This window comes from Aminipila terrae (assembly GCF_010120715.1).
Taxonomy (GTDB): Bacteria; Bacillota; Clostridia; order Peptostreptococcales; family Anaerovoracaceae; genus Aminipila; species Aminipila terrae.
This window is the reverse complement of the sequence record NZ_CP047591.1, coordinates 3,049,211-3,063,106: the sequence shown is the minus strand read 5'-3', so window position 1 is coordinate 3,063,106 and position 13,896 is coordinate 3,049,211. Positions and strand designations below refer to the sequence as shown.

General features: G+C 41.7%; 8 protein-coding genes and 1 pseudogene. All 9 read right to left on the bottom strand.

Annotated features, from left to right (window positions below):
- Positions 1-81: 81 nt before the first annotated feature.
- The 9 genes and pseudogenes from Ami3637_RS14710 to Ami3637_RS14670 all read right to left on the bottom strand — a co-directional run bounded on the left by Ami3637_RS14710 (position 82) and on the right by Ami3637_RS14670 (position 13,648).
- Positions 82-318 (bottom strand): hypothetical protein, encoded by a 237-nt coding sequence (locus Ami3637_RS14710; protein WP_162363219.1) that lies wholly within the window; start codon positions 316-318, stop codon positions 82-84.
- Positions 319-970: 652 nt separating this feature from the next.
- Positions 971-1,519, bottom strand: coding sequence for an RNA 2'-phosphotransferase (locus Ami3637_RS14705; protein WP_162363218.1), 549 nt, complete (start codon positions 1,517-1,519; stop codon positions 971-973).
- Complete coding sequence (locus Ami3637_RS14700) at positions 1,520-1,822, bottom strand: hypothetical protein (RefSeq protein WP_162363217.1); 303 nt, start codon at positions 1,820-1,822, stop codon at positions 1,520-1,522.
- 67 nt (positions 1,823-1,889) lie between these two features.
- The gene (locus Ami3637_RS14695; protein WP_162363216.1) at positions 1,890-2,309 is read right to left on the bottom strand and encodes a hypothetical protein; all 420 of its coding nucleotides are present in this window, start codon (positions 2,307-2,309) and stop codon (positions 1,890-1,892) included.
- An 86-nt stretch (positions 2,310-2,395) separates the two neighbouring features.
- Positions 2,396-2,911: pseudogene (locus Ami3637_RS14690) on the bottom strand (RHS repeat-associated core domain-containing protein); the annotation flags it as partial.
- A 12-nt stretch (positions 2,912-2,923) separates the two neighbouring features.
- Entirely contained in the window at positions 2,924-3,208 is a 285-nt protein-coding gene (locus Ami3637_RS14685) for a hypothetical protein (RefSeq protein WP_162363215.1), read from the bottom strand.
- Between the two features lie 67 nt (positions 3,209-3,275).
- On the bottom strand, positions 3,276-3,539 hold the full coding sequence (locus tag Ami3637_RS14680) for a hypothetical protein (protein WP_162363214.1): 264 nt from the start codon (positions 3,537-3,539) through the stop codon (positions 3,276-3,278).
- Between the two features lie 24 nt (positions 3,540-3,563).
- On the bottom strand, positions 3,564-9,491 hold the full coding sequence (locus Ami3637_RS14675) for an RHS repeat-associated core domain-containing protein (RefSeq protein WP_162363213.1): 5,928 nt from the start codon (positions 9,489-9,491) through the stop codon (positions 3,564-3,566).
- 38 nt (positions 9,492-9,529) lie between these two features.
- Positions 9,530-13,648, bottom strand: coding sequence for a hypothetical protein (locus Ami3637_RS14670; RefSeq protein WP_162363212.1), 4,119 nt, complete (start codon positions 13,646-13,648; stop codon positions 9,530-9,532).
- Positions 13,649-13,896: the final 248 nt, after the last annotated feature.

The window sequence follows — 13,896 nt, the reverse complement described above, 5'->3', positions numbered from 1 at the left end:
TGCAGATTGAACTGCGTTTTTCCGTATTTTGAATACAGAAGTTTTTATGACTTATACTTATATAAAAGTTATGAATCCACATCAATTTAACCGTAACATTTTCTGAAGTCGTTCATAAAAGTATTCACAAGCTTCTGATTCCATTTCAAAAGTCTTTAAATTAGATTTTTTACCTCTTTCACTATAATAAACTTCCCATTTCCCTGATAAATGAGCGATACAAAATGCCTCGTTTGGCAGTCCGCCATCAAGGGAATAACAATCGCTTGGTATTTTATTATTTTTTGATATGATAACCCTCAATTCATTTACTGTCATTAGGTAACCTCCTTAATCTTTCAACTTTGTACCAATTTTTGCTCATCAAGAACTCAATCATGATTTTGGGAAGAAATTCTGATTCTAATCTTAAATCGTTGGCGTGACTGGTCTAAGTGATAATCTTGCCTTTGTGTGCCCCACGTTCGCCCTGTATCGCATTTTCTAGTCCCAAGTCCAGCAAGGGATGCCACTGAGGATGATAAACGCCGATTTTGGGGCTTTGTGAAAGACTGATTTAGCAGCAGAGGCTTAACCAATATTTGCTGATAGCATTGCTGTTACTGGCTTAGGTGTTTCGTTGCTCACCTGTCGCACACGTTGGCCCTGTGTGGCGTTTTCTCATCCCAAGTGGAGTAAAAGGATACCACTGGCGATTAGTAATGCCTGTTTGGGGCGAATTTGGCGAGCGTTCCACTTCGCCTTTTTGGCAAAACCACTGCCTGCTCAAAATATTATTACTGTGCAGGATAAAGCTGCGTGGTCGCCTTGCGCCTGCGACAAAGCACAATCGCCTGCGACGCCGACGATTGTAAGATGTTTATGACGTGGTCGAGATGACCCTTTGTGTGTCAAGTAGGTGGTCGGAAATGCTGTAAAACCGCTATTTTAAGCCGTTTTTTAGGTGTACACTAGGTGGATGTAACAATAATCACTCATTTTCAATAGTGTTTAGATACTGTGGAGGAATAACGTCTGCAAGCCACACTTTTTCATTTCCGAGATAAAACTTAACTCCATTTTCATTAGCGAGTTTAGCATCAATTACAAAAATAATGGGATCAGAATCTCTACGTTTCCCAACTAGCATTGCAGTTTCAATATCTTGAGATAGATGCACATACTGTCTTTGCTTTGGCTTTAAGCCTTCTTGCAAAATAGAAATTTTAACCTTCCTCGCAGTTCCATGATACAAAATTGCAGGTGGGGTTGCTTCGTTCTTTAGAATCTTATCTGGTACAGAATGTCCATAAAAAGCTCTAATTCTACCATCAGCAATCTCATGCCTTTTCTTCTTCGATTCAGATATCATAAGTTCCAAATCAGAAACTATAACCTTGCTCCATTTGGGGTTTAGCCTTAGTGCTGTCAGTAATTGGTCAACACCTACCCAGCCATCATCATCTAGTTCAAGCTCATATTCCCAAGGTGCATGTCTTAATGCATATGATACTTCTTTACTTAATTCTTGATAGTTCACTTATTCTACCTCTTTTTCACTAACGACGAATTCACGTGCTATAAATTGATACTGCCCTGAACCGTCGAAATATATAACAAAATGCTTGGGCTTCCAAAAATCAAAATCTCTAGAATTAAGGATTTTGAGATTATCAAGCCATTCAGATTCCTCCAAACTTACCAAGGTGTCATAAGAATCAAACATTTTTGGAGTGAATCGTTCTGATGTATGCATATGACATAATACGGACTCAAATCTGATTTCATAATTCTTTTGCCTGTCATTTTCAAATGCACATTTGAAACTTAGAATTATATCCATACCATCGCTGCTGATAGTAACTCCTTCCTCAATTTCTGAAGAAAGTATTGGTAGTGACCATAATTTGTTAATTTGCATTATTTTGTACCCCACTTGGTCTAACCGTTGGTGTGCCCGCAGATGTGAGACCGTTTCTAGATAATTGACCTGTTAACAAGTCCTCAAAGAACTCGTTCCCAGTTTGATTGATTGTACTCCACTGGCTTCTAGGTATTCCTGCTTGTATCAATGCCTGTGAAGTTCTAGTGTTTAATATCAATGTATTTCCATCTCTGACAATGTACTCTACAGGAAGATTAGAAGGACTAACTTTACCAGATTTTAATGCTGCTGCTAAATCATCGATAGTTTTTATTGGTTGACCTGCTAGCTCAGAATACTTCTTAATACCTTCTGGACTAAAAGTATTACTAAAGGTTTTTTGAGCAAAGTTGGCATTTTCTAATACGTTGCTCCCACCCTCCAAAGCGGCTGAACCTGCTATCATTGCGACACTCATCCCAAAGTATCCCGCTTGATAATTTAATGTGTTTTTATACTTATCGTTATTAGCAAGTGTGGTTGTATAAATGTTTACTGTTTTTTTACCAAGCGTCGTAGCAGAATCAGATTTAGTTTTTGTTCCACAGTATGAAGAGCCAATGCTGTTTGCAGCGTTCTGTTTTGCATATTCGTTCGCCTTCGCAATGCTCCTTGTGCCATAGCCTTCGGATTAACATTTTTATCTGCTGTAATTGTTTGTGTTTGGCCATGGCTATAGTATTTTATTGTTACTGTACCGTTTCCATTATCTTTCTTAGTTGTTGATTTTGGTGCTGGTTTCTGAATTGACTTCGGTTTTGGTTCTGGTTTTGGTTTTGGCTTTGGCGCTGGCTTCTTCTTATGAATGGTCGACATGGTCAACCTTGCATTCTCATGCCCACTCGGGTCAATATTATTAATTAGGTCGTTAGAGCAGAATGCATAACCGTTCTGGCTCATTGGGTTACCCAATGTACCCTTATATGTATCCTCCTGTGTAAACCGCTGTGTTTCAGGATCGTAGTACCTTGCTCTTAGGTAGTAGTTCCCCGACTCATTGTCCTTGTATTCGCCCCCGAATCAGAACGGATTGTCGCTGGCGTTATCTTCCACTTCCTGCTTCCACTTGGCAGCGAAATAATCTGCTCCGTAGCCGTTCTGTCCTTTTCCAAAGGGTTCATATTCATAATCCCTTATAATATCGCCGTTTTCATTGAGCAGCTTTATAACGTCTCCCCTGCTGTTCTGAACAAAGAAGTAGGTCATATTGCCGTTCTTATCGATAGCGCTGCCAGGCACGGCACTTTCAGAAGTTCTCCAGGCGCCCCCTTGTGTCTTTGTCAGTCCGGTACCCTGTACATTCATGACCTCTCGTTTAATCAGGTGGATTCACTGGAGGATTAAATTACTGTTGATAATGTATAAGCTGAGTTTAAAAGCATCTAAATGTAACTTGAACCTTTGTAGCTATATCTTCAAGCCTTTTTGTCCCAATACAATATTTACCTATTTCTTCTGCTGAATAGAAAATAATTAAAGAATCATAATTATTCTGCTCCATTACGTATATTTTTTCTTCACTGTTTATCTCTGAGTGTGTAATTGAATATTTTTTCCCGTCATACGTAAACTCAACTTCTCCACCCCGCCTAATATTTTCATAAAGTTCTTGTATTGAATCAAATTTATCTTCCATTTAAATACCTCCTCATACTCAATATTATTTAAATTCGGGCGCACCGTTAGGATAATTAATTGGTGGTCCCCAGTGGGGATTTCCATTTTCATCCCAAGTAATTTCATGGTCATGCGGATTTGTATGCAATTTCGGATTTCCATGAGTAGTATTGTGCCTTTCATCACTAGCTCTGCCACCCTCACCTATCTTTGTTTTTTTATCCCCTTCAACATTTATATCCCCTGGCTCACCAAATAATCGAGAATCTTTATGTGATTTAGAGTAGTCAATCCCGTTATAATAATCTCCCGAATCAACTACAATCGTAGATTTATCCCAAATATATAAAAACACCCCCACTCCAGCAAATCTCCTTGCCAGACTTGATGCTCCAGATATTAGTGATTCTCCAGAGATTGATAATCCTCTGCCTGCTCCTGATGTATATACCGAAGTGGTGCCACCCATTGCAATTAGTGCTCCAGTGTTTTTTGAATTTGTTGTTACTCTAGATACTTTTACACCGCCGTTAGCAGTCATTTTATAGTCTCCGCCAGCCGTATGAACAACTGCTCCTGCTGGCGGTCTACTGCCATTTGTTAGAGTAGTCACTCCATTTTTAATCGTTGCCTTTACAGTCGTTCCATTTTTTAAAGTAACCGTAACAGGCACAGATGCCGAACTACGCCTGGAAGAACCACTTGAAGCTGTTGATTTATTTGATGATGAGCTGCTCTTCTTATCCAGTTTCGATTTATAGCTACCATCCTTATTAACACTCGTAATCCTATAGTTACCACCCGCTGTCTTTACTATATCACCTTTTTTTAAACCTTTAGGTGCCTTACCATTGGACTGAGCTTTTACAGTTTTAAGCCCCGTTGGGTCAATGCTATTAATCGGACTATTCCCGCAGAAAGCATAGCTGTTCTGGCTCATTGGGTCTTTATAATCGCCCTTATATGTATCCTCCTGTGTGAACCGCTGTGTTTCAGGATCGTAGTACCTTGCTCTTAGGTAGTAGTTCCCTGATTCTTCGTCCTTGTATTCTCCACCAAATCGAAACGGATTATCAATAGCGTTGTCTTCCACTTCCTGCTTCCACTTGGCAGCGAAATAATCTGCTCCGTAGCCGTTGGTCTTAACGTCCTGTTCTTTTCCAAAGGGTTCATATTCATAGTCCCTTATGATATCGCCGTTTTCATTGAGCAGCTTTATAACATCTCCCCTGCTGTTCTGAACAAAGAAGTAGGTCATATTGCCGTTCTTATCCACAGTGCTGCCAGGTGTGGCATTAGAAGAAGTTCCCCATGAACTCCCCTGAGCGGGAGCCATGCCTATACCCTGCACGTTCATGACCTCTCTTTTGATGAGATGGATTCCGTGGAGGGTCTTTGCTGTGGTCGTTCCTTCTCCGTCTGTTTCAAGAACAAGCTTGCCCCCGTTATAATAATAATTCGTTGTAAACGCTTTTTTAGGTGCAGTGAGCTGAGTTGCCATTCCGGAAACATCGGAGTTCTTATCTAGGTCTGCACTTCTCGTTCCGCTACCGTTTTCTGCGCCAAGGTCTTCTTTTACCTTCTTTGCCCGAAGTCCGCCGGCGTTGTAGTAGTAGTAATACTTGTCGTTTTGGGATAATCCCGTATCTTTCTCAAACTCAGAAAGCTGGTTAAATCCGTTGTAGCGGTAATAGTCCGTCTCCCCTTTACTGCCGCCATACATGCCGCTTTCATTCCACTTGCTCTTTTCAGTCAGGTTTCCTTCCTTGTCGTAAGAAAGGTAGGTACTGGTCTTTACGCTGTAGGAAGCCTCACCTTCATCATACCGCATCTTTGTCAGACGATTACTTGCATCGTAGCTGTAGTCTGTGGTAGTGGTCAGGAGATTAATCGAGGAGCCTGTGGGCTGCTTCAGTGCAGTCTGCTGCTTCAGTAAATTTCCGTACTTGTCGTAGCTGTAGCTCTCTGTCATGTTGTCATGGCTTGCAGTGGAAAGCCGATTCAGCCTGTCGTAGCTGTAAGTATAGCTTACTTTGTTTTCCAGTTTAGTAAGGACGTTACCCAGTTTGTCATATTCGTATTCTGTCTCCTCTATGGCAGGAGCTGTAGAAATGGATTCAAATGCGCTGTTTTCCATTCGATCCGTGAGGATACTTTTCACATCTCCAGAGGTATAGTAAGTATAGGTGGTATCCACATTAGTCACAGGATTAATTTCTTTTACAAGCCGTCCCACCTTGTCATATTCATACCCGTAGTTTGCTCCGCCCTCCCGTAGGGACGTCATCTGTCCTAACTCATTATATCCATATTCTACCCCCTGTTCAAGAGTACTGTTGTTGTAAATTTCAAAGCTTGTTACTCTTGAAAGTTTATCGTATCCGTACTTTTTCACCACAATCCCGGAGCCTGCAGTTTCCCCTTGATTCTTTCCTATAATCTGCTCCTGTATCACTCTTGCCAGTTGATCGTAGCTGTAATCGGTGGTGCCTGTTTCATCCGTTGTCCGAATCAGGTTTCCAAGGAGGTTGTATTCAAAGGTAACGGCGTTTTTATCCTGGTCCTGATTGTTTTTCTTCTGGGTCAGTCTTCCCAGTCCATCATAGGTGAAATTGGTTATAACTCCGTTTCGGTCAGTCTGCTTGATACGCTGACCTTCATTATCGTATTCATAGTGGGTAGTGTTTCCACTCTCGTCAGTCTCTGATAGCAGGTCGCCAAGTCCGTTGTACTCATATCTCAGCTTCTGACAGGAATTATCTCCATCTTTTGTCACGCCCTTTCTGACGGTTAGAAGTCTTCCTGCCTTATCATAGTCATAAAGAGTTCTGATTTCCTTTTTCCCCTGGTCATACTGGGTTACGGAAAGGAGGCGCCCTCTTGGGTCATAACTGTAATCTTGCTTTTGTCCCAGAGCGTTGATATCTCTTATGAGATTTCCGGTCCGGTCATATTCTGCATAGCTTACTGAGGTTTCCTGCCCCTGATAGGGAAGTTCCTCTGAAATCAGCTGTCCAACCTGATTGTATTTGTAGCGGTAGTTTATACCGTTTGCATCGGTTACCCTGTCCACGTTGAAAAGTCCATCGTAATGATAAGCGGTGGAAAGGTTCTTTGGATTGGTTTCTTTAATCAGGTTGTCAAAAATGTCATACTGATAGCTTGATTTCTGCCCCAGCTTATCCCTGTATGTCAGTACATTTCCGGCAAGGTCGTAGGTATAGCTTTCTGTAAGCTCGCCCTCATCCGAAATCTGACCTTCTTTTTCCAGTTCCCCGTATCGGTTGTAATAGTAGTTTTTGACAAGGTCACTTTCTGCTGCTTGAAGTGTTTGAATGGCTCCTCCAGAGGTTTCCCTGCCAGAAAGTTTTCCCTTCTGTGTGATACTCACCTTGGTATACATGGCATTTGTTTTCTTTTCCCTGTGCGCAAAGTCATAGGCCACTTCTTTTCTTGACAACAACGTGCCTGTTTTGTCATAAAGGGAAACAGCTGTCAGTCTTGAAAGACCGTCGTAGGAATAGACGGCTTTTGTACCGTTTGCATTTTCATCCGTCATAAGACGGTTATAGGAATCATAGGTCTTTTTCCTTGCTGTAATGCCTTCTGTTGGATAACCAATCTCTGAAAGGTTACCAATTGGGGAATAGGAATACTTTATCGACTCTCCGGCTTCATCCACAGTGGTGAGAATGTTGTTTTTATCATCATAAGCATAGTTGATTGTGGTTCTATCTGGATTGGTCAAAACCAGAACTCGATCCAGCTTGTCATAGGTATATTTGGTCACATTTCCTTTCGGGTCGGTCTGTGACAGCAGCTCTCCGCTGTATCGGTCATGCCGGTATTCCTGGATGATATTTTCCTTTCGGTCTTTACCAAGCTGTATCTTCTCCAGCGTGCTTCTGACCTGATAAAGACCTTCTTCATCATATCCGTAGGTTTCTGTCTTTAATAGCTTGTTGCTCCCCGTATCGTAGATTCTACTTGCAATCAGGTTGTGATTTGCATCGTACTCAAAGGTGGCTTTTTTCTGGAATACGCCGTTAGCATAAATATCTGTTTCTATGATATCCTTGCCTTTAGGGTCCAGAATGTTGATGGCCGTAATTGTTGTATTCTGATCTTTTCTGTATACCTCTCCTACCTTCACGTTGTATGCAGGATCATACCAGGTGGTTTTCGTATAAAGCTGCCTGCTCTCCGGTGTATCCTCTTTAGGTGTACTGTAGCTTGTGAGGTTTCCCTTATTATCATAGCTGTAATAATCCGCCGTTTCGTTTACGTCACCCTCATTTCCGTAGGTATATTTTGAGACCTTTTCTGGGAGGTTCAGTTTTTTGTAGTAGAAGGTACAGTTTACTTCTTTTAAGGTATGTTCAGGAAGAACGCCGTACTTACTTTGTGCTATTGAAAGAGCACTACCCGTAGGAATGGATTGCTCCCCTTTTATCTGGGTTACTTCCAGCACAAGCTGATGCTGGTTGTTATATGTATAATCCTTGATTGCACCAAGCTCGTCAGATTCTCTTGTCGTATAAGTGTAACTGTCCGGCAAAACAGCTCCTTTTGTGTAATTGGGGTATCCGTCCGGCTCATGAAGGTAGGAATAAGTGAAGACATTTTTCCTGCCCTCTGCCGCTATAGCCTTTGTCTTTTCAGTTTCATAACGTTTTGAAACCTTGTAGTAGTCCAAGGTGCCACTGCCCATGTTTTTGGTTGCACAAAGGTATTCATAGTGAGTGGAAAGCCCATTCTCATAATGGACCCCGGTAAGCAGTGCCGATTGATTTTCTGCTTTCTGCCCTGCACCAATCAAATCGAAGCCTGCTGCTTTGAGGTTGTAGCTGTAGCTTACGGTGTTTCCCAAGGGGTCGATGTACTTTGCCAGCACCCATTTGCCCGGTGCAATTTCTTCTTTTATGAGCTTACTGATTTTGTCTCCGTATTTAATGGTAACGGTATCTGCTGTATAGGCAAGGTCTATGGTCCTTCCAACACTGTCAGTCATTTTAATCAGGTTTTTCTCGTCATCATAGTCGTAGGTAATCCGATTTTTGTAAAGATCTTCTTCCTCAATCAGAAGACCCGCCTTGTCAAAATAGAGACGATATCCGTTGGCATAAGCAAGCTTATATGCCGACACTGCTTTTGCCGTTTCCGCACCGGTATAGTGGGAAAAGCTAACGTTGGTCAGCTCATAATCCTTTAGTCCGGACTGTTTGGAAAAGTCCGCCTGATAGGTTTGTCCGCTGTCTAAAGTAACATAGATATGCTCCCCATCGATTCGGAGCTTTGGCATGGCAATGGACCAGCCTATCCCAAAGGTATTGCTGGCTTCCGTTTCAGAAAGTGCTCTTTTGACATTTCTCATTCCGTTTGTTGAAAAGAGCTTTTTTTCGTTTCCAGCATAACAGTATCGACCAGTAAACAAAAGTCGGTTTCCTGTTTCTTTTTCAGTAAATTTCCCCTCTATGGTCTTTTGTTGACCGATTTTACCGGTATAGGGAACGCCCACCGTATTTACATAACCGCCGTCGGGTCTGAAGCTGTCATAGTATGCAATGAGAGTTTGTCCTTTCAAAATAATCTTGGCTCCGCCCTCATCCGCTGTGCTTTCTGCGTAAAGAGACGCATCACCGGAAGAATAGTTTAAGGACAGCTTAAAATCAAGCCCATTTTTCCCTGGGGCAGATACAAGTTCTGTTCCAATGGAAAGTTCTCCCGTATCAAGACGAATATCCTCGTTGATGCCGCTGCTTGCCTGATTGAAAGGTGCGTTCAGCTCTGTGCTGTACTTACAGTTTAAAGCCTTATTTTGCATATCTGACAGGGTGTCACTCATGGACACGGTATCTTTTTTAGCTATTTTCGGCTGCTCAAGTGCTGCTGCGGTATAACAAAGCACAGAGAGAATCAAGAGGGATAGGACTACCCCTCTTATATATGATAAATGGAATCGTTTTTTCATTTGTAAGTTTCCTCCATGGTTTTTCAGATGCAGGAGCTTTATTTTTCTCGTTCTGCGTGCACGTTAACAATCATGTAATAATTGATGAACTCATCAACGCTGTCCGTTACCATGCGGTAAAATACATTTCCGTAGCCAGCCTGTCTTTGCTGAATCCAAGCCATGAAGTCTTCCGCCTGATCCTTTGTCAGGTTCGTATATACGATTTCCTTTCCGTCAGTCTGACGAATGATGATTTTGTATGGTTTGCTTGAAAATACATTCTGTTCCACTGCAAGCTCCGGTGTTGATATGTACTTATCAATTGCTTCATCGTCAATCCTGCTGCAATAAATTAACCGGAAGTTTATCGCTCCGCCTGAAGTCTCTTTATTGACAAACCGCTCTGTAAGTTTAGATGCTGGAATTGCCATTACTTCCTTTTTGGTCATGCCGCTTAAAGTAATATCAACATATCGCCCTTCAACGTCTTTCAGCATGGCTGAAATGTTGTCACTTTCTCCGTCTTTCCATCCATTTTCGTCATAGTAAAAATATTTTCCGTCCTTCTCAAAGAAGTAATATCCTGTGAAATCAGCCGGTCCAGTTTCATGAATCAGAATCTTATCGATAATCCTTGCATTGTCTGCAGTCATATCCACCGCTTTTGCAAAGAATGTTTTCTTACCATAGAGTGGATTGTCGTTTGAATCCTGATCCAGGAACCAGTGTACGGAGTCGATACTCTGGCTTCCGTAATAGCTTCCATCACGAAGCATTGCAGCTAAATCTAAGCTGTATATCTGACGATTTCCATCATATAGGGGTTCAAAATCGGAAGTTTCCAGTGCATTGACCTCTGAGAGGCTCATACCATACTGTTTCATGCTGTTTTCTGTCAGTTTATCCCCATTACAAACGGTCTGCCATTTTCCATACTTATATGTCTGCCATGTATTTTTTCCGTCAAAGGAAACCAGATAATACTGACCGGAATCCGCCTTCACGTCCTCCAGATATTTACTTTTAAGTGCTCCCGCCGTTGTGCGATAAAGAATCTGCCTACCACTATCAACAACCAGGAATTTGTCATTTGCTGCATCTGCAGGCCTCACTTCTTTTAACGAATCCGTTGCCGGATCATAAACGGCATATCTGGAATTGGTATCATAAAGGAATAGTTTATTGTCTTCTGTTACATAAAGTACCTGGGCATTGTTCAGGTCTAGCTTTAGCTCCGCTACCGAGCCGGTCTTGGTGTTTACCATATACCATTTGTTATCCTGAAGCTTAACAAAGGCAACCTCTGCTTTGCCATTAGTTTTGATATCGGTAATATTTGATTTCAAGCTTACAATCTTCTTGTCCGTATATCTTCCATCCGGCTGCTTGGTAGATAAATAAAGGTTGAATTTCATGCTTTCAAGTCCGTCTGCATCGTTATACAGCTTCTTTGTAAGTGTGTCATAACGATAGGTATACGTGGTGCCGTTTGCTACATAAGTAATCACCATCACCGTTCCCGCCTGACTGACCTCTGTTATGATGCCGTTGTCATAGTCAAAGTCAAGGGGTACTGCCGTTCCCTTATTGATGTCAATAGCATACCAGTCGTATCGAGCCACGGTTGATGTGTTGGTAGTGCTGGAGGTGGTTTCTGTACTTCGCCATTCATTTTCTGAAGCCGACTGGCTCAGGTTATTGGAGGACGTTACACTGGAGTTGTTTTTTTGCTGGTCCGACTGTGTCGTTGAGGAGGAGGTGCTGGAATTTACAGAAGTATCCTGCGTTCCACTCGTTACAGCCGAACTGGTTGTTGCCGTTCCATTCACGCTATTAATTAAATTGTTATATGAAAGATGTTCATCACACCATTCTTTTGTTGGTTCGTTGCCCACACCAAATACCCGCGTTAAGTTAACAGCTATACATTCTTTGGCTTGAATTTCTTTCCAATTTGATTCATTGTTATCACATATTAGGAAATAAAAATCAGTTATATGTCCAATTGTGCCTGAGACATATATTCCACTTGTTAATTCAAAGTTACCCGTTACCAATGGGGAAGAGATTCCGGTTATCAGACCGTTTCCACCAGATTGTGCTGAAAGCCCTGTACAAACACCACTATATGGAGCTTTTATTTTTGCTCGAAAATAAATCCTATCACCCTCATTTGATGAGATTCGAGCTGTGCTACCAATACTGCCCCATTTATACCCAACAGTAAATCTTGCGATGCCATTAGATAATAAGGAGGCTTTAGCGTTTGCCACCCATCCAGTAGTCCCATTTTCAAAGTTCCCGTTTATAATCAAATTACTCATGCCTGCCACTTCCGTTGTGTTGGTGGTTGCATTTGTCGTCGTATTTCCAATGCTGCTGCCAGTGGTAGTGGTCGAGCTGTTAGTATTGGTCGTTGTTGTTCCGTTATTTGTGGAGGTTGATTTTGAAATGCTTCCCCCTGTGATGGTTGTGTTACCCGCGTTGCTTTCCGTCGTCGTTGTGGACGTATTGGGCTTTGTCTTAACGACCACAAAGTTTTTATCTGCGTTCACTGGAGACATACCCACAATCTGAGACTTGAGGGTGACAGCGGTGGAGTTCTGAGAAGTTCCAGTGGTATCGGTGTAGCTTACAGTGACTTTATTGGCATCATATCCGATGGTTCTGTCATCTCCATACTTATTTACTACATAGTTATTCGTGTCATTGTCTGCTTCCACCTTATATACAAAGCACTGGTTATCACTTGACAGGCTTTGGCGTGACAAAAGATTCAGGTATGTTGTTTCATCAATGGTTGCCGTAGTGTATGAATCATTGCTTAAAGTAAAGCTTTTGTACCTTACCGCTCCCGTTGCCTGATAAGTTCCACCGTTTAGCACATAATATTTTTCTTTCTCAATGATTTGTGAATTTGAAACAAAGGAGAAGCTGTCTATTCCCCAATAGTTTTGATTTTTAAGCTCTGCTGAAGCCGTACTTGCAAAGGTACTTTGTATCCCTGCTCTGTATATGGATTTTCCATCGTTGAATGCGATTACGTCTGTTTTAATCATTGCGCTGGAATTCATCTCAGCAGGCATTTTTACGCCTTTTTTTAAAGCAGCCACAGTATTCCCATCCGGACTGGCATCAATGCGATCTACTGTTCTATTGCAAGGTTCTATGGCGATTCTCATTTCATCGCTGATTGACCAGTACGTCTTTAATGCCGCTGTAAATTCAGGAAGTGCCATGGAGTTTCCAGTACCTCGATCATATCGATACACTACGTCTTTTGTTCCATCGTGATTTACGTAATAGATCGTTCTTCCGTTAGCACTGCTTGCAACTTTGCCTGCCTGAATGTTACTGACGCTTTTTAGAAGCTGCACACTGCTGTCTGTTTTACTTGCAGCACTTCTGTCTGCAGCGATATTCAAGCCTGCAATCTTTCCTTTTGACAAATCAGAAGTGCCGCTTGTATAATACATAAGCTTTACATTCTCATTGGTTTCAATGCTTCCACCGCTTGCCACATTCTGCTCTTCTGAAAAGGCAAGGGTTCCAGCTTGCTGCCGCTTGAGCTTAATGTCATCAAACTCCCAAGTGGATTTTTCATTTACCACCGCCTGGATCGTGTTGCAAGATTGACTGAGTCCTAAGGCAGAAAGGTCAAGATTAACCGTGTTCCATTTGCCACTTTCAAGATTTGCTCCAACTGTATATGGAATCGATACCGCTGAAGGAGATGCTGCCCAGCTTCCATCAGATGATAGGTAATTTGCATAAAATCTTATGGATTTAGCCCCCATGGCTGGCTTAACTTTGAGTGTAACCTTACTGAAATTTGAAGTAGCAAGGCCTGCACTTCCAAAATCTAAAAGATTAATAATAAAATTTTTATTATTATTGCTGCTGCTGCCCACAGTGACCTTGGCCGCATAGTTTCCCTCTGCACGGTCATCCGTAAGGCTGACCGATGCAATGGCACCTTTAGTTGATAGATTAATGCTGCTTCCGGACGTGTCAGAATAAACCTTCACATGGTTCAGTGACTCTTTATCTTCGAAAGATACAGAAACCGGCTTTAAATCATCATCTTTGTAAATGACCGTCTGCCCCGCAAAGCTGACGGGTGTGCCGGAAAATAACAAAATAAAAGAAATAGTTAAACAGATAATTTTTCTCACTTTTACACTCCTTTTTCAATACACATTCAAATTTGTAAATAAACATACAATTTAGTATAACTTTACATTTTTACTTTTTGTGACGTCATAGTTCTCGTTTTTTCGACATAAATTTACACTTTTTATGAGACATGAAATGTCATAGATTTTTTATAACTTTTTGGATATTCCGTATCAGCTCTATTTAAACTATTAAACAACAAAAACAGGCACCTACTTCGTAGTAGATGCCTGTTTCTAACCTTACC